Origin of the sequence: Rhodomicrobium sp. R_RK_3 (assembly GCF_002198715.1) — a bacterium.
GTDB lineage: Bacteria > Pseudomonadota > Alphaproteobacteria > Rhizobiales > Rhodomicrobiaceae > R-RK-3.
On sequence record NZ_MWLK01000015.1, the window covers coordinates 25,555 to 41,960 of the forward strand.

15 protein-coding genes and 1 pseudogene are annotated in these 16,406 nt (G+C 61.1%); 15 read left to right on the forward strand and 1 reads right to left on the reverse strand.

Annotated features, from left to right (window positions below):
* The first annotated feature begins 2 nt into the window (after nt 1-2).
* The 15 genes and pseudogenes from BLEFHOIH_RS06940 to BLEFHOIH_RS07010 all read left to right on the forward strand — a co-directional run bounded on the left by BLEFHOIH_RS06940 (nt 3) and on the right by BLEFHOIH_RS07010 (nt 15,363).
* Nucleotides 3-275 carry a VirB3 family type IV secretion system protein gene (locus BLEFHOIH_RS06940; protein ID WP_088343802.1) on the forward strand — a complete coding sequence of 91 codons (273 nt, stop codon included), beginning with the start codon at nt 3-5 and terminating at the stop codon, nt 273-275.
* Nucleotides 269-2,665, forward strand: a pseudogene (gene trbE / locus BLEFHOIH_RS06945) (conjugal transfer protein TrbE); the annotation flags it as partial. The gene BLEFHOIH_RS06940 and the pseudogene trbE, both read left to right, overlap by 7 nt.
* A gap of 150 nt (nt 2,666-2,815) precedes the next feature.
* Complete coding sequence (trbJ, locus tag BLEFHOIH_RS27175) at nt 2,816-3,622, forward strand: P-type conjugative transfer protein TrbJ (protein ID WP_245296916.1); 807 nt, start codon at nt 2,816-2,818, stop codon at nt 3,620-3,622.
* Between the two features lie 173 nt (nt 3,623-3,795).
* On the forward strand, nt 3,796-5,070 hold the full coding sequence (gene trbL / locus BLEFHOIH_RS06950) for a P-type conjugative transfer protein TrbL (RefSeq protein ID WP_088343803.1): 1,275 nt from the start codon (nt 3,796-3,798) through the stop codon (nt 5,068-5,070).
* 13 nt (nt 5,071-5,083) lie between these two features.
* Nucleotides 5,084-5,782, forward strand: a complete 699-nt coding sequence (gene trbF / locus BLEFHOIH_RS06955; RefSeq protein WP_088343804.1) for a conjugal transfer protein TrbF — start codon at nt 5,084-5,086, stop codon at nt 5,780-5,782.
* Nucleotides 5,779-6,786 (forward strand): P-type conjugative transfer protein TrbG, encoded by a 1,008-nt coding sequence (gene trbG, locus BLEFHOIH_RS06960; RefSeq protein ID WP_088343805.1) that lies wholly within the window; start codon nt 5,779-5,781, stop codon nt 6,784-6,786. The genes trbF and trbG overlap by 4 nt, the downstream gene beginning before the upstream one ends.
* A complete protein-coding gene (locus tag BLEFHOIH_RS06965) occupies nt 6,783-7,976 on the forward strand; it encodes a TrbI/VirB10 family protein (protein ID WP_088343806.1) in 1,194 nt (397 codons plus the stop codon). The genes trbG and BLEFHOIH_RS06965 overlap by 4 nt, the downstream gene beginning before the upstream one ends.
* Nucleotides 7,977-7,991: 15 nt before the next feature.
* Complete coding sequence (locus BLEFHOIH_RS06970) at nt 7,992-8,312, forward strand: DUF736 family protein (RefSeq protein ID WP_088343807.1); 321 nt, start codon at nt 7,992-7,994, stop codon at nt 8,310-8,312.
* Nucleotides 8,312-9,988, forward strand: coding sequence for an MFS transporter (locus BLEFHOIH_RS06975; protein ID WP_088360656.1), 1,677 nt, complete (start codon nt 8,312-8,314; stop codon nt 9,986-9,988). The genes BLEFHOIH_RS06970 and BLEFHOIH_RS06975 overlap by 1 nt, the downstream gene beginning before the upstream one ends.
* The gene (locus tag BLEFHOIH_RS27485; RefSeq protein WP_088343809.1) at nt 9,985-10,224 is read left to right on the forward strand and encodes an AlpA family phage regulatory protein; all 240 of its coding nucleotides are present in this window, start codon (nt 9,985-9,987) and stop codon (nt 10,222-10,224) included. Before BLEFHOIH_RS06975 ends, BLEFHOIH_RS27485 begins: the two co-directional genes overlap by 4 nt.
* Before the next feature lie 1,147 nt (nt 10,225-11,371).
* Entirely contained in the window at nt 11,372-11,611 is a 240-nt protein-coding gene (locus tag BLEFHOIH_RS27490) for a helix-turn-helix domain-containing protein (protein WP_088343811.1), read from the forward strand.
* The gene (locus tag BLEFHOIH_RS06995) at nt 11,608-12,111 is read left to right on the forward strand and encodes a S26 family signal peptidase (protein ID WP_088343812.1); all 504 of its coding nucleotides are present in this window, start codon (nt 11,608-11,610) and stop codon (nt 12,109-12,111) included. Before BLEFHOIH_RS27490 ends, BLEFHOIH_RS06995 begins: the two co-directional genes overlap by 4 nt.
* Before the next feature lie 749 nt (nt 12,112-12,860).
* On the forward strand, nt 12,861-13,301 hold the full coding sequence (locus tag BLEFHOIH_RS07000) for an ester cyclase (protein ID WP_088343813.1): 441 nt from the start codon (nt 12,861-12,863) through the stop codon (nt 13,299-13,301).
* 118 nt (nt 13,302-13,419) lie between these two features.
* Nucleotides 13,420-14,184, forward strand: a complete 765-nt coding sequence (locus tag BLEFHOIH_RS07005; protein WP_088343814.1) for a response regulator transcription factor — start codon at nt 13,420-13,422, stop codon at nt 14,182-14,184.
* A 372-nt stretch (nt 14,185-14,556) separates the two neighbouring features.
* Complete coding sequence (locus BLEFHOIH_RS07010) at nt 14,557-15,363, forward strand: metallophosphoesterase (RefSeq protein WP_210191577.1); 807 nt, start codon at nt 14,557-14,559, stop codon at nt 15,361-15,363.
* 119 nt (nt 15,364-15,482) lie between these two features.
* Here the strand turns inward: BLEFHOIH_RS07010 and BLEFHOIH_RS07015 are convergent, their stop codons facing one another.
* On the reverse strand, nt 15,483-16,379 hold the full coding sequence (locus BLEFHOIH_RS07015) for a LysR family transcriptional regulator (RefSeq protein WP_088343815.1): 897 nt from the start codon (nt 16,377-16,379) through the stop codon (nt 15,483-15,485).
* Nucleotides 16,380-16,406: the final 27 nt, after the last annotated feature.

Below are 16,406 nucleotides of genomic sequence, written 5' to 3' on the forward strand. Positions count from 1 at the left end.
TCATGCGACACCAGCCTGACACCATTCCCGGCTTTGTCGTGCCCCTGCATCGCTCTCTGACCGAGCCGGTCTTGCTCGCCGGCGCCCCGCGGGGCTTTGCCATCCTGGTCGGCACGCTCGCCGCGGCGATCGGCCTGGGGCTCCGGCTCTGGTTCGCCGGGCTGATCATTGCCGTTGCCGGTCATGCTCTTGCGGTTTGGGTCACCAAACGCGACCCGGCCTTTCTCACCGTCCTCTCCCGGCACAGCCGCCACAAAGGATTCCTGTCATGCTGAACCTTGCCGAATATCGCCGCAAAAGCGCGAGCCTTGCAGACTACCTGCCCTGGGCCTGCCTCGTCGCACCCGGCGTCGTCCTCAACAAGGACGGATCGCTGCAACGGACGATTGCCTATCGCGGCCCCGACCTCGACAGCGCCACGCCGGCCGAGCTTGTCGCCATCACCGCGCGGCTCAATCTGATCCTGAAGCGGTTCGGCGAGGGCTGGGCGCTGTTTTTTGAGGCCGACCGCATTCCAGCGCAAAGCTATCCGGGCGAGCGTTTTGCCGATCCGGTCTCCTGGCTCGTCGATCGCGAACGACAGGCCGTCTTCAGCGCCAGGGATGCCTATTATGAGAGCCAGTATTATCTGACGCTGCTCTATCTGCCACCGGCCGAGCATGAACGCCGCGCGGAACGGATTCTCATCGAGCGCGCCGCCGAAAGTGCGCCGGCTCCCGACGGCATGGCGCAGCTCGAATGGTTTACTACAGAAACCCGGCGCATCATTGACCAGCTCAGCGCCCTCTTCCCCGAACTCTACCCGCTCGGCGATGCCGAGACGTTGACCTATCTGCATGGCACGATCTCGGACAAGCGCCATGTCGTCGCCGCGCCGCGCGTGCCCGCGCATCTCGATGCCCTGCTCTCCGACACACCGTTCCTCGGCGGGCTCGAACCCAAGCTCGGCGAGAAACATCTGCGGGTGCTGACAGTGACCGGCTTCCCCAACATGACCGCGCCCGGCCTTCTCGATGCGCTTAACGATCTCGGCTTTGCCTATCGCTGGTCGACCCGTTGGATCGCACTCGACAAGCTCCAGGCGGGCAAGCAACTGCGAACGCTTCGCCGCCAATGGTTCGCCAAGCGCAAATCGATGCTCGCCGTGCTGCGCGAGGTGATGTTCAACCGGGAGACGGCGCTGGTCGATGCCGACGCCGAGAACAAGGCCTCCGATGCCGACGCTGCCCTGCAGGAGCTCGGCGCCGACGATGTCGCCTTCGGCTATCTGACGAAGACGGTCGTGGTTGCCGATGACGACGCAACCCGCGTCAACGAGCACCTGCTTGCCGTCGAGCGGGTCCTCAACGGCCACGGGCTCGTCACCATCCGCGAGACCCTCAATGCCGTCGAGGCCTGGCTCGGCAGCCTGCCCGGCAATCCATACGCCAATATCCGGCAGCCGATCGTGCATACGCTTAATCTGGCTCATCTGATGCCAGTCTCGGCGGTCTGGGCCGGCCCGCCGCGAAACCATCACCTCAACGCCCCGCCGCTGATGCTCACCGAGACGCGCGGCACGACGCCGTTCCGCTTCGATCTCCATGTTGGCGATGTCGGCCATGCTTTCATTGTCGGTCCGACCGGATCCGGCAAATCGGTCTTCCTCGCCTTCCTGGCGCTGCAGTTCCGCCGGTTCATTGACGCGCAGATCGTGATTTTCGACCGCGGGCGCTCGGCACGGGCCGCTAGCCTCGCCATGGGCGGGGAGAGCATCGAGATCGGCCTCGAAGGCGCGCTGGCGCTGCAGCCGCTCGCCAGGATCGACGAGCCCGGCGAGATCAGCTTTGCCCTTGAATGGGTGATGGGGCTGCTTGCCAATGAGGGCGTCGCGATCACGCCCGACGTCAAGGATCTGATTTGGAGCGCGCTGCAAAATCTCGCCACCGCCCCGCGCTCCGAGCGGACGCTGACGGGGCTTGCCGTGCTCGTCCAGTCGAGCGCGCTCGCCCAGGCGCTCATTCCCTACACGCTGGATGGGCCCTATGGGCAGCTCCTCGACGGCGCAAACGAGACACTCAGTCTCGCATCGATCCTGCATTTCGAGATGGAGCCGCTCATGGTGCACAAGCCGCTCGTCCCGCCGGTGCTGACCTATCTATTCCACCGGCTCGAGGCCCGCTTCGATGGCCGGCCGACGCTGCTCATCCTCGATGAGGCCTGGACGTTTCTGGACAACGAGATGTTCGCCGCGCAGCTCCGGGAATGGCTGAAGACGCTGCGCAAGCGCAATGTCGCGGTGGTGTTCGCGACCCAGTCGCTCGCCGATATCGAGCGCTCGGCCATTGCACCGGCCCTGATCGAAAGCTGCCCGACGCGGCTCTTCCTGCCCAACGACCGCGCCATCGAGCCGCAGAGCCGGGCGATCTATGAGCGCTTCGGCCTCAATGTCCGCCAGATCGAGATCCTCAGCCAGGCAACGCCAAAGCATGACTACTATGTGCAGACCGCACGCGGCAACCGCCTGTTCGCCTTGGGCCTGCAGCCGATCGCTCTTGCCCTGACCGCGGCGGGATCGCCCAAGGATCAGGAGCTGATCGATCGCCTGCTTGCAAGCGAAGCCGAGGAGAGCTTTGCCGCCCGGTTCCTCAGGGCCAAGGATCTCCCCTGGGCCGCAGATCTCCTTAAGCCCACTTCAGGAAAACAGGGTGCCGAGACCGTACCGATAGCTCCCGACGCGGCAAACACGCTGGCACAATCGAGCGTCACGGTGGACAAGGCCGAAGAGCCGGCGAATACCGATGACAACGTCTCGCGGGAAAATGAAACCCTCAGCGTGCGGCTCCATGACATTCCACTGACCATTCCGCCGATTGCTGCCGCCGTTAGTCACAAAAATAGCAGGCACTCGCGCCGCGGCCGCCGTGTTGCCAACGGCATCGGTGCCGCTGTCTTCCTGGCGGCATTAGCCTGTTCCGCCAAGCTGCCGCCGGCCCGTGCCGTCACCGTCTTCGATCCGGCCAATTTTCAGCAGAACCTGCTCTCCGCCGTGCGATCCCTGGAGCAGATCAACAATCAGATCAGTCAGCTGCAGAACGAAGCGCAGACGCTGTCGCGCCTCGATCAGAACCTGCAGCGGCTGGGAGGGACGCTGTCGCCCGACCTGCAGCGTGCGATGACGGCGATCGAGGCTCGCTTGGCGAAAGGGGAAGGCCTCGCCCTCAGCCTCAAGGAGACCGAAGCGGCCTACGCCAAGCTGTTTCCGCAGGAATTATCGGCTGGCCTCTCGAATGATGAGGCGCTTCGGAGTGCTAAGACCCGCTGGGATGAAGCCTATCACAGCCTCAAACGCGCCGCGCTCCTCCAGGGCCAGATTGCCGAAAACCTCGGCCTCGACCGGCAATTGCTGGAGCAGGCGCTTGCCCGATCCAGCAACGCCTCCGGCGCTCTCGATGTGACGCAGGCGGGGAACGAGCTCACCGCTCTCGGCGTCAAGCAAAGCCTGCAGCTGCAAAGCTTGCTCGTGGCGCAGGAACGGGCCGAGACGCTCCAGCATGCCCGAGACCTTGCCATCGAGGATGAGGCAAGGGCGCGCCTTAAGCGCTTCCTCGGTGGCCGGCAGGCCGGTGCGGGGAGGCGGTGAGATGCTAATGACCCGCCATTCTCGCCAACAGCCGGATGAGCCCGAGCACCGCCGCTATGCCCGCGCCGGCCCTTAACCGGCTGCCGCCGCCCGAACGCCGGGGCTGATCTCCAACTGACGACTTTCACCTTCTCGATAAGTGCAGCCTTTGCGCCGACGGCGGAGCTTTGCCGATGGATGAGCTCGGAATTATCGACCGCTTCACTGAGACCTTCAGCCGCTTCATCGACAGCGGCTTCGGGCTGCTCGCCGGCGATGTCGCGTTCCTGACCTCGACGCTGGTTGCGATTGACATCACCCTTGCCGGCCTGATGTGGGCGCTCGCCGGCGAGAACAACGTGCTGGCGCAGCTGATCAGGAAGATCCTCTATGTCGGTTTCTTTGCGCTCCTCCTCAACAACTTCAAGAGCCTTGCCGATGTGGTGTTCAGCTCGTTTGCCGGGCTCGGCCTGAAGGCGACCGGTGCGTCGCTCACGGCCGATGATCTGATGCGTCCCGGCTTTGTCGCTGAGGCTGGTTTCACCGCCTCCCGACCGCTCCTCGAAAAGGCCGGCGAGCTGATCGGCATTACCAGCTTCTTCGCCAATTTCGTCACCATCGCGGTGCTGATGCTCGCCTGGCTGATCGTGCTGATGGCCTTCTTCATCCTCGCTGTCCAGCTGTTCATCGCTATCATTGAATTCAAGCTGACGGCCCTCGCCGGCTTCGTCCTGGTCCCCTTCGCGCTCTTCGGCCACACGGCGTTCCTCGCCGAGCGGGTGCTCGGCAATGTCGTCAGCTCCGGCATCAAGCTGATGGTGCTGGCCATCGTCGTCGGCATCGGATCAGGGATTTTCAGCGATCTGACGCAAACAGCCGCCGACATCACGCTGGCGCAGGCGGCGGCGACGATTCTGGGCGCCATCGCCGTGTTCGGCCTGGCGATCTTCATCCCCGCCATCGCCGCCGGGCTGATATCGGGCGCGCCGCAGCTCGGGGCCGGCTCTGCGGTTGCCACTGCTGTCGGCGCCGGCGGCGCCCTGGTCGCGGGCGGCATGCTGGCCGGCGGTGCCGCCCGCATGGCCGGACGCACCTCCGCGAGCGCGGTTACGGCTGCTGCGTCGCTCACCGGCCGGGTCGGGGCAGCCTATAGCGAAGGCGGCTCGCTTGGCGTGGCCCGCGCCACGTTGGCGGCGCCCGCGGCCCAGATGCTGCGCTCGGCGGTCGCTCCGGTGCAGGACGCCTATCGCGAGGGTGCCGCGGCCGGCTACCGCGCCACCTCCTCCTCAGGCGATGACTCAGGCGCCAGTGGATCCGGTCTGACGGCCTCTGGCGGTCCGCCCGGCTGGGCCCGCGATATGGCCCGCCGCCAGCGGCTGACGCAGGCGGGGATGATCACCGCCCAGGCGCTGCGTGAGGGCGACCGCCCCGCGGGGAGCAGCGGCCCCAATCTCAAACCCGACAACTGAGGGATGACCTGCAATGGCGTTCAAACGATCGATGCTGCGCTATGGCGATACGCCGGCCCCCGTGACACCATTCCAGAAGGCGGCGCAACGCTGGGACGAGCGGATCGGCTCGGCCCGCATCCAGGCCCGCAACTGGCGGTTGCTCGCCTTCGGCAGTCTGCTGCTCTCGCTCGCGCTGGCCACGGTGCTCGTCTTTGCGGTAGGCGTCGGCACTGTCGTGCCCTATGTCGTCGAGGTCGGCCCGAATGGCGAGGCGAGAGCCACCGGACCGGCTGGCAAAGCCTATTCGCCGACCGATGCCCAGATCGCCTATCACCTCGCCCGGTTCGTGGAAAATGTCCGCTCGCTCTCCATCGATCCGATCGTCGTCAGGCAGAACTGGCTGGCCGCCTATGACTTTGTTTCCGACCGCGCGGCGGTCACGCTGAGTGACTATGCCCGCGAGAAGGACCCGTTCTCCCGGATCGGCAGGGAGACCATTGCCGTGCAGGTGGTGAGCGTCGTCCGCGCCACCGAAAGCTCGTTCCAGGTGCGCTGGATCGAGCGCAGTTATGAGGGCGGCGCGGTCAAGGACACGAGGCGGATGACCGGACTGTTCTCGACGGTGGTGAAGCCGCCGCGCACGCCGGAGCAAATCGCCAAGAACCCGCTCGGCATCTATGTGCACGCCTTCAACTGGACGTCCGACCTGGCCCAGGAGAAACCGGAATGACCGGATGCCGCCCCTCGCCCGTGCTTCCAGCCGCCCTCCTGCTTTCCCTTGCCGGCTGCTCGGTGCCGGTCAAGGTGCCCGAGATCCCGGTCCTGGAAAAACAGGATTTTGCGCCCGCCAGGGTCGAGAAGGAGCCGGCAGGGCCGCCGCGCGCACCGGTCGAGATCCCCGTGCCGCTGCCGCTTCCCGGACAGCTGAAGCCGGTTGAGACGCCGGCCGATCCGCCGAAGGATGCGACGTCTCCGACGACTCGTATCGACCAGGCGAATGAGACGGCTCGCGTCGAGCCGGTGAAGGATGGCTACATCAATGCCATCCAGAACTATCCCTATACGCAAGGGGCGCTTTATCAGGTCTATGCCGCCGTCAGCCAGGTGACCGAGATCGCGCTTCAGCCCGGCGAAAAGCTGGTCTCATTCTCCTCCGGCGACACGCTGCGCTGGGTGGTCGGTGATACCACGAGCGGCGAAGGCGCCGGCGGTCGTGTGCATCTGCTGATCAAGCCGGTCCATCCCGGTCTGCGCACCAACGGCCTGATCACCACCGACCGGCGCAGCTATCACCTCGAGCTACACTCCACGGAAAAGACCTATATGGCCTCCGTTTCGTGGACTTATCCGGCGGGCGAGCTGCTCGCCTTGCGCAGGCAGGCAGAGGCTGCCGGAGCTTCGGCAAACGCCGTCGCGGCGCCGGATATCGACCTCAGCCGGCTGAACTTCCGCTATCGCATCGAAGGCGATGCGCCCTGGCGACCGGGACAGGTCTTCGACGACGGATCGAAGGTCTACATCCAATTTCCGTCCGGGCTTTCAAAGGGCGAGGCGCCGCCGCTCTTCGTCGTCGGTCCCGACGCCAAACCGGCGCTCGTCAATTATCGCGTCCGTGGCACGACCTATATCGTCGACCGGCTGTTCGCGGCTGCCGAATTGCGGCACGGCACGGCGCCACAACGGATCGTCCGCATCGTTCGCACCGATGCGGTGTGGCGGGAGGCAAGGCCATGAGCCCGAGCACGCAAGCGCCGCCGGACGACCTGCAGCTGAAGGCCGGGCCGCGGCAGGTGACCCGCATCAACCGCCGCCTGCTCATTCTCATCGCGGCCATCGGTCTCGCTGGCATTGCCTTGCTGGTCCTCATCGCCTTGCAGCCGCCCTCCTGGCGGAATGTCCCGCCACCGGAGCTGGTGACGGTCGAGGCGAGGCCGGTGACCGACAGGCTGTCCGAGCTGCCCCCGAGCTATGATGCCGCCGGCTCGCCCCTCAAACCGCCGCCTGGAGCTGCCGTCGTCCCGAAGCCGGAGGTGCTGCCGCTCGGCGACCCGACAGGTCTGGATGGCGACGCGTTGAAATCGCCGGTCTTTTTCCGCCTGCAGCTCAAGGAGCCAGCCAACAGAGCCGATACAGGACCGCAAAATGCCACCGGGCTTTCCAGTCCGTCTGGAGGCATTGCGACCTATGATCCGATAAGCGCCGCCCGGCGCGCTACCGAGCGGGCCCAAGCGCTCGCTGCGGGTGATACGGCGCCTCCCGATAACGGCGCCGCCAGCCAGGACCGCAAGCTCTCCTTCCTGAAGCAAGACTCGGCCCGCGAGATCTACAATCCGCATCAACTGGAGAAGCCGGTATCACCCTATCAGCTGCTCGCCGGCTCGATCATTCCGGCGAGCCTCTTGTCGGGGCTCAATTCCGACCTGCCGGGATTCGTGATCGCCCAGGTCACCGAGCATGTGTTCGACAGCGTCACCGGCCGTCACCTGCTCATCCCGCAAGGGTCGCGCCTGATCGGCCGCTATGACAGCGTCGTCGCCTTCGGCCAGGAACGCGCCCTCGTCATCTGGCAGCGCATCATCAGGCCGGACGGCGCCTCGATCGTCATCGACAATCTGCCGGCAACCGATACCGGCGGTTATGCCGGGTTGGCCGATCAGATCGATCTGCATAGCTGGAAGCTCCTCAAGGGCGTCGCCCTGGCAACCGTGCTCGGCATCGGCTCCAGCCTCGCCTTTGGCGCCGGGAGCGGGGACAGCGACATTATTTCCGCCCTTCGCGAAGCCACCGGCCAGACCACCAATCGTGCCGGCCAGGCGCTCGTCGAGCGCAATCTGAGTGTCCAGCCGACTATCACCGTCCGTCCCGGATGGCCCTTGAGGGTCGTCGTTCACAAGGACCTGCTTCTCGCTCCCTATCGTGAATAAATCCAGGAGATCTTCATGCCTGTCATTGGGACATTTGCTGCCGTTCGTGATGGTTATGCCGGGCGCATCCGCACCCTGACCATCAACAGCCGCGTCCGGATCATCGCCACTCACCGGGGAGGAAAAAGCGGCGCTCCGGATTTCCGGGTGATCGCAAGCGAGGCTGAAATCGGCGTTGCCTGGCGGGTCGTAAAACCAAACTCGGACAGCAGCTATTTGCGGGTCCGGCTCGATGACCCGGCACTCCCGCAGCCGATCTGGGCTGCGCTCCTTGAGTTCCCCACCGACGGCAGCATCCGCCTGGTCTGGTGGCGCAACAAGCGGGAGGCGGTGTGATGTCCGTTACCGCCGCGGCCGCTGCGCTGCCATTAAGAGCCCATGAGGGGCCGCACGATCCTGGGAACGAGGAAGACGATATACCGAGTTTTTTCAGGCGCCCGGCCTCGGCTGAGCCACCAAAGCCAGATGCCCCGTCTCGCAAGAACGCTGCAAACCTCGTGCTCCTCGCCTTCGCCAGCGGCTATTGCCTGGCTTATCTCTTCCGGTCTCTCCCGGCGCTCATTGCCGAGCCGCTCACCAAGGAGCTCAAACTGACCCCTGGCGATCTCGGCATCTTGAGCGCGGCATTCTTTCTGGCAACCGCCGCGCTGCAACTGCCGATCGGGGTTTGGTTCGACCGCTATGGACCGCGCCGTGTGCAGGGGCTGCTCATGTTCGGTACGGTCGTCGGCGCAGTTCTCTTTGCGTCGACAGACAATATCGTCCTCCTCACCATTGCCCGTATGCTGATCGGTGTCGGGGCGGCAGGCGGTTTTATGGCCGGGCTGAAAGCCATAGTCCTGTGGTATCCGCCAGACCGTATTGCGGTCGCCAACAGCTGGCTGGTGATGCTCGGCTCGCTCGGCGCCTGCCTCGCAACCTGGCCAGCGGCAATGATGATGGTGGAGATCGGCTGGCGCGGTCTGTTTCTGCTGCTGGCTGGGTGTACCGCTGCTTCGGCGCTAGCCATCCTGATGCTCGTGCCAGAAAGACGCCAGCCGCAAAACGCAACCAAGCCAGCATCCGGCATCTCCATTGTCTCGATCTATCGCGATGCCCGGTTCTGGCGTCTGGCGCCACTGTCAGCACTGTCGGTAGGATCAGCCTGGGCTTTCCAAGGCCTGTGGGCCGCTCCCTGGCTCAGGGCCGTCGAGGGCCTGGGCCAGGATGTAATCGTGACATATCTCTTTGCCATGGCGGCGATCCTCGCCCCGAGCGCCTTGCTGCTTGGGATGGGAGTGCAGCAATTGCGCCGCCGCGGCATCTCTCCGGCCGGCCTGTTCGCTTTCGTGACCGCGCTCGGCATGAGCGCGGAGCTTGCTCTCATCCTGCGGCTTCCCCTTCCACCACTCCTGCCGTTGCTGATCGTCGCCGGCATCGGGACCGTCACCGTGCTGAGCTTTACCATCCTGGGCGAGATGTATCCTGCCTCGGGGCGGGCCAATGCCGCTCTCAATCTCCTTCATATGAGCGCGACCTTCGTGATCCAGTCCGGCGTCGGTTTGTTCATCGAGCAATGGAAGGCGGAAAATGGACAATTCCCGCCGATCGCATACCAATCGGCATTGGCGGTCGTGCTCGCCGCGCAATTGGCGGCCTGGATCGTCTTTGTCTGGCCAAAACGCATCAGGCGCGCCGCGCATCTCCGTGCGCATCGGGTCCATGCGTTGGCCCAGGAACTGGGGCTCACCGCTGCAGCGACAATGCCTTATCTGCAGGCTCGCCAGGTCTGGACGGCCCGGCTCCTTGATGCCCGCAGACAAGGTCACAACTGGCGTCGGGCCGGGCTGGTTTCGCTCGCGGTCAACAGTAGCCTTGCGCTTTGGATGATCTGGGGATCGAGGCAAGCGATGGTTGTTCCGCATGTCATCGAGGTCAGCGAACTGCACGAGCCGGGTGAGATTTGGCGCATTCCATCGAGCACGTTGCTAATTGCGCCTTCGCCGCAAGCCGCATCTGCAAGCGCACCATGACAGACAGGCCGACAACCCCGCTTCCGCCTGACGCTGTCAGCGCTCCCGATCGATCGGAAATTTTCTGGGATCTCCGCACCGTGACGCAAAAGACGGGTCTCTCCCGCGCAACCATCTACCGCTATATGGCGCGCGGTGCCTTTCCGCCGCGCCGCAAAGTTGGTCCGGGCCGCGTGGCCTGGCTCGCGTCGGAGGTGATCGCCTGGAGTTTAAGTCGTCCAATCATTACACAATAAATTCAATTCAACTGCTCGCAACGCATATGATAGTCATCATGTCCAAGATGATTTCAAATTCAATGCGACAATATAACGGAACCGATTTATGCATTACGTAACATATTACTTCAAAAAAACTTTGCAATGGCGCGATTTTTATTGATAATTTATTCCTAGATCAAATGTTGCATTCTCCGACCGGGGCGTTATCGCTTTCGTTTGGCGGAATTAAAGCTCTGGAGCCAGCAATGCCCATTCACACTTGGCCGCCATCGCTTGACAGCTATGATTACCTTGTTGGTCAGCCCCAATCCGCCTGGGCCTGGGAATTCCTTCGCCGCAACAGCCATTATCGCGCTCAAGCGGAACAAGCCTTGCAAGGCGCGAAGAACCCATCTCAAACCCGGACGGGACTGCGCATCACACGTCTGTTGAGCCCACAACTCGAAGCGAATGCGTGGGCGCTCTGCTCCTTTCGCCGATCCAAACCAGGCGTCGCATGAAGCCCGCCCGATTTGGTCGGCGGAGGCAGGAGCTCCAGTCTTAATTGCCAGAGCCGCTGCCATCGCAGGTCCAGACACTTCAGAAGCTGCGCTCTTTGCGCCGGATTTGCCTGGCGCCGTTCACCTTCTCATCGACGACCGTAAACGCAGCCACCTCCTCCTCGTTTGCGGACCTCTCGCGTTGCAACTCCTCATCGAGGGAGCAGATCTGCTAAGTGGACCCGTGTCCCTAAACTTTATCACTCGCGGCATCGCGGAACTCGCGCCTGCGATCGACAAGCTTTCCATGCTGCGGCGGATTTTGGCGTGTTCCTCCCAATTTCGGCATGCACAGCGGAGTTGGAGCACGCAAACCCTTCGTCTTCGGAACGCCCTCATTGCTCTTGACGGCCATGCCGCCGGAGCGAGCTATCGCGAGATTGCTACTGTCATTTTTGGCAAGGAGCGCGTTGCCAGAGATTGGCCAGATCCCTCACTCAAAGACCGCGTTCGCCGCAGCCTCAGTCGCGGTCAAGCCTACATAAATGGTAGATATCGCACGCTCATTTTCTAAGCTGACTGAGACAAGTGTGGCGTTCTCTTCAAGGTATCTCTGAGCCACTTCTGCCGACCCCTTTTTGTAATCAAAATTTAACGCTCCAAGAGAAGGAGTCAGATTTGCCATGAGCTCGGTCCGATCAATCCGAAAGAGTGAGTCGATTCAGGCATCCGCGCCGGCGGACTTCCTCACCATTGACGAGGCCGCCGAGTTGCTTCGCGTTCACCGGCGCACGCTCGATAACATGCGCTGGAGAGGTACAGGTCCTATCTTCCGGCGCCATGGCGGCCGCATCGTCTATCAGCGCGATGAGTTGCTCGCCTGGTCTACCGAACGGAAAGCAAACAATACCCGGCCACGATGAGACCTCGCCTGATACTCCTTACGACCGCATCAGTTGTTATGGCGCTCATCATCAGCGCCGCTACTTCGCCGCGCTACGTCCTCAATCTCAGCCCCAGCGTCCCGGTGGGGCTTTATCGGCTTGAAGGGAGAAGCCTGCAGCGCGGCGACCTTGCCGTCATTCATTTGGGTGAGCCTTGGCGTAACCTGGCGCAGTCGCGAGGATACCTTTTGTCGAAAGCCTGGTTGATCAAGCCAGTCGCTGCCCTTCCTGGTGACCGCGTCTGCCGGCTGGGCTGGGTGATCACTATCAATGGGAGCATCTCCGCTGTCGCTCAGTCGGCGGACCCAATGGGTCGCTTTCTTCCCAAATGGGATGGTTGCAGAAGCCTTGGGCAAGATGAGATGTTCCTGCTCTCGAACACGGATAACAGTTTTGACGGGCGTTACTTCGATGTTACTCCGCGATCGGCATTGATTGCAAAAGCTCTTCCCTTTTTGATACTCGTAATGCACCAATAATCTCCGCTTAAGAGCGACCAGAGCAAGTGGCGTACGTTGCGCGGCGGGTTGCACCATGGATCTTCCCCCGCCAATCTGCCATGACCTGCCACGCGGTTGAGGAAACGGCGCCACTGGGTCGATCAGAGCTGAGCAGGCGCTCGGCACCGCACTGCACGGGCAGCGAGTATCCACGAGGGAGGCTCGGCTGAAATATGTACGGGTCGCATCGCCCGCGCGAAAATTTACCGCTCTCGGCGCCCCCGACTGAGCAATGGCCAATTCCTGCCCGCATCACTGATTTAACTGTCTTTGAATGAACTCGTGCCGAGCCGCAGCAATTTGGAATTAGCGGGAGCGACGGCGAATTGTACCTGCCGAAGCGCGATACGGAATACTGCGCCTGAGAATACATTCCATTCTTCTGCGGAATGTTGAGCTTGCGGGACCTCAAAGGCCGCTCGCTTCACCCCGGGCATTTCCTCTCGCAGGGCTGATGTCGATGACGAGTGCTGCGGCCGACCGAGCATTTTCGATAAGATCTCTCTGGAACATTAACGGATACAACCAACCTAGCGTTCGTTCTCGATCGGGCGCCATCAATAATTTGGACGACAGCGGATGATAGTATTCCGCATCGGAATAGTTCCTATTCCATCCCCTACTCTTCCCAAATACTTCGGCCCTTACGATCTTGGCGTTGGGCCGTCCTCGTGCCTTTATTCGGGGCGTGAGCGACTCTTTTCAACTGCTACCTCACATAACCAACCATGACAAACTCCTCCATATCCGAAGCAGCGAAGGCCGTGGTCCGCCGAAATACCGAGGAGGTCCAGGGGGGCGGTGACTGGGCGCTCTACGACGAGCTTTTCTCTGACGATTTTGTCGACCATACCCCCCAGCCAGGCGTCACTGCCGATAAAGACGGGGTGCGATTTTTATACAAAGGTCTGAGGACTGCTTTTCCGGACTTTCATGCGGACATCCACTGGCAGAGCGCCGAAGGCGATCTTGTGACGACCTATAAAGTTTATCACGGGACACATCGCGGGACGTTCCTTGGAATCCCGCCGACCGGCCGCAAAATTCAGTTCGAGACTGTCGACGCGATGCGAGTCCGCGATGGCAAGATCACAGACCACTGGGGTGTCGGCAACCTTTACTCGCTCGTCCAGCAACTCAAAGGCGAGGATGGACCGGGAATCAGCTGACCCAGCTATCCAGGCCCCCCATCTGGGGATACGCCTAGCTCCGATCGAGGCTGGACCGCTCAGGGGCTTGAGACCAGGGGCCATCCGCTTGACATTGCCGGAACAGCGATCCCGAACTATGAAGCAGAGTCGCATTCTCGTCGCAAACGACAATCCTGCGATCTGCTCCAGGCTCCGCGATTACTTCCAGCAGCATGGTCTGTTGGCAGAATGCACGTCCACCCCGCGAGGTTGTCTGTGGGCACTCGACAAAGGTGACATCAGCCTCATCATACTCAATGCCCGGCTAGGCGAGGGGGACGGATTTGGTCTGCTGCGCGAGATCCGAGCACGCTCAGACGTGCCGATCATCGTCGTTACAACACACGAAGGCGATGAAACGGATAGAGTTGGGGGTCTCGAGGCGGGAGCCGACGATTACGTTGCCGAACCGTTCAGCCTCAGGGAATTGCTGGCGCGAGTGGGCGCGGTGCTACGCCGGCATGAAATCGCTCGCGCAAGGCTCATCCGTGAGCCCAAGGACGGCGGATTTACATTCCAGGGCTGGGCGCTTTATCGGCGTGACCGGAGGCTGATCGATCCAAGCGGAAAGCCAGTGCCGCTCACGAAAGGCGAATATGCCCTACTGCTGGCGTTCCTGAGTTCACCGCACGTGGTGCTGAGCCGCGATCAGCTCGTCCAAGCAACCCGTGTTCATGGCGATCTCTTCGACAAAAGCATTGACGTCAAAGTGCTGCGCCTGCGGCGGAAATTGGAGTGCGCTCCGACCAAGGGACACCTCATCCAGACCAAACGGGGGTTGGGTTATGCATTCGTCGCCGACGTTAAGGAATTGCAGTCTACGTTCGCTACTCCCACGACGCTCAGGTCAGCAAAAAAGTGAGGATGCCAATATAACGCCACCCGCAGGGTGTTACTGAGGATACCGGCCAGCCCTGCGCTTCAGCCGCTTGCTCGAGTTTGACGACGAAGTCTTCCCCTGCGATCAACTGATGTCGGTGTGAACTGGAGGTCCAGTGCGGATGGCGCCTCAGCCAGCGTATTTCCGGATTGCTTGTGGATCTGGGTTTCGGAGGGGCGCTGATCATTGGCTAAACAGCGATGAATGCGTGAATCTGAGCAAGATTTTTATCCCTCGAAACAAGTGGTAATATGTCTCTGCGAAAAAGCTGACGCAAAGAAGCAGAAATGAGTAACCTGGAGGCCATTAAAATAAGTCACTACTAATTTTCCGGACGACTCCATCGGAACGGCGGTGAGTACGACACAAGGGCATATTCAGGTGCGGATATTTGCGATTTCCGATGTACATTGTGATTATGAAGAAAATCTTCGTTGGCTCCAAAATTTATCGCTGCAGGATTTCAAGAACGATCTCCTGATCCTTGCTGGTGATATTTCGCATTCTTTGCTACTCGTTGCCGGAGTCCTGGAAGAATTGGCGCGCCGCTTTGCCCATGTGCTTTTTGTTCCAGGCAATCATGATTTGTGGACAATAAAGGATTCTGATCTAACATCTATTAGTAAATTTCATGCAATCTGCAGCATTGCAAACGAAAGTGGAGTAATAACTGCACCTTATCGGCATCACGATCTCGTAGTTATACCTCTGTTCAGTTGGTACGATTATTCGTTTGGTGAGCCAAGTGATCGCCTACGGAAGGTTTGGGCTGATTATCGTTACTGCAGATGGCCCGCTCACTGTACGGAAGAGTCAATTACGACATATTTTCTTGATTTAAATCAGAAAAATATTGCCACCTCCAGTGAACATGTCGTGACATTTTCACATTTTGTTCCCAGGGTCGATATTTTGCCGAGATTTATCACCCCGACACACCGCAGACTTTACCCCGTTCTCGGTTCTAGTCGTATCGATCAGCAGATAAGGCAGGTAGGGGCCAAAATGCATGTGTACGGCCATTCGCATGTGAATAGGCGGGTGAACAAGGACGGTGTGACCTATATCAACAACGCTTATGGCTATCCGCATGAGACGATGATTTCCGCAAAGTCCTTGTTGTGCGTCTATGAATATGACGTAAACACGCTGAAGCGTTGAGCAACTGCGAACATCTTTGGATAGTGCCTCAGGCCCCCAAGCGATTTCCGCTCCTAGTGAAGATCGTTTATTTTATTGATATGCACCTTTGTTGATGCTCAGCTTAACGCTATTAACGGCTAGCGTGACCTGCGCCGTGTCAACTCTTCTGCCAGGAATTCAACAAGGGCGCGCACCTTGGTGGATGGCCGCGGCCCTGCCGGCAGAACTGCGTAGACGTTGGCTCCCTCCATTTCATATTCCCGAAGAAGATGGACGAGTTGGCCGGACCGGAGCTCGATTTCAGCCATAACATCCGATACCATGCCTATCCCCAATCCAGCGACTGCACTGGCAAGGATTCCTGGAGCCGAATTGATCTGCAATCGAGCCTGGACGTTCACGGATATGACGGTGTCGTTTCGGCGAAACCGCCAATTCTCGCGGCCGAAGCCACCATGGCCGAGTATGCATTCGTGCTCGGCAAGGTCCGCAGGCGTCTTCGGCCTGCCGTGCTGCTCCAGATAGGCCGGCGCTGCCACAATTATCTTGTTCACCGAGGCAAGCTTGCGCGAACCGAACGTTGAGTCGTCGAGCGCGCCGACGCGAATGGCGATGTCGACACCATCTGCGACCAGATTCTGCCGCTCGTCCGACATGGTGATGTCGACACGAAGCTCCGGGTGCGCGCGCAGAAAGCCTGACAGACAAGGGATCACTGCGCGCGTTCCGTACATGACCGGCAATGCAAGCCGTACGACACCGCGCAACGAATCGACACCGCGCGCCGCATCCTCGGCATCCTCCCAGTCGGCCATGACTTGGCGCGCGCGTTCGAGGAACAGCGCGCCAGCATCAGTCAACGACAGGTTGCGGGTCGTCCTGAGCAGGAGCTTGACAGCAAGTCGGGTCTCAAGCTCGCTAATAATACGAGAAACTGACGGCTGCGACATATGCAGTTCGCGAGCGGCGCGAGAAAAGCTGCCGCACTCGGCGACGCGTGCGAATACCGTAAGTTCCTGCCAGCGATCGCTCATTTGAAATATGGATAGATGTTCTTTGAA

Coding starts and splice junctions, on each gene's coding strand:
- BLEFHOIH_RS07015 (WP_088343815.1), bottom strand. CDS start 16,379: ATGAGCGATCGCTGGCAGGAACTTACGGTATTCGCACGCGTCGCCGAG.
- BLEFHOIH_RS06965 (WP_088343806.1), top strand. CDS start 6,783: ATGAGCCCGAGCACGCAAGCGCCGCCGGACGACCTGCAGCTGAAGGCC.
- trbL (WP_088343803.1), top strand. CDS start 3,796: ATGGATGAGCTCGGAATTATCGACCGCTTCACTGAGACCTTCAGCCGC.
- trbF (WP_088343804.1), top strand. CDS start 5,084: ATGGCGTTCAAACGATCGATGCTGCGCTATGGCGATACGCCGGCCCCC.
- BLEFHOIH_RS27485 (WP_088343809.1), top strand. CDS start 9,985: ATGACAGACAGGCCGACAACCCCGCTTCCGCCTGACGCTGTCAGCGCT.
- BLEFHOIH_RS06995 (WP_088343812.1), top strand. CDS start 11,608: ATGAGACCTCGCCTGATACTCCTTACGACCGCATCAGTTGTTATGGCG.
- BLEFHOIH_RS27490 (WP_088343811.1), top strand. CDS start 11,372: ATGAGCTCGGTCCGATCAATCCGAAAGAGTGAGTCGATTCAGGCATCC.
- BLEFHOIH_RS06970 (WP_088343807.1), top strand. CDS start 7,992: ATGCCTGTCATTGGGACATTTGCTGCCGTTCGTGATGGTTATGCCGGG.
- BLEFHOIH_RS07000 (WP_088343813.1), top strand. CDS start 12,861: ATGACAAACTCCTCCATATCCGAAGCAGCGAAGGCCGTGGTCCGCCGA.
- BLEFHOIH_RS07005 (WP_088343814.1), top strand. CDS start 13,420: ATGAAGCAGAGTCGCATTCTCGTCGCAAACGACAATCCTGCGATCTGC.
- BLEFHOIH_RS06940 (WP_088343802.1), top strand. CDS start 3: ATGCGACACCAGCCTGACACCATTCCCGGCTTTGTCGTGCCCCTGCAT.
- BLEFHOIH_RS06975 (WP_088360656.1), top strand. CDS start 8,312: ATGTCCGTTACCGCCGCGGCCGCTGCGCTGCCATTAAGAGCCCATGAG.
- trbG (WP_088343805.1), top strand. CDS start 5,779: ATGACCGGATGCCGCCCCTCGCCCGTGCTTCCAGCCGCCCTCCTGCTT.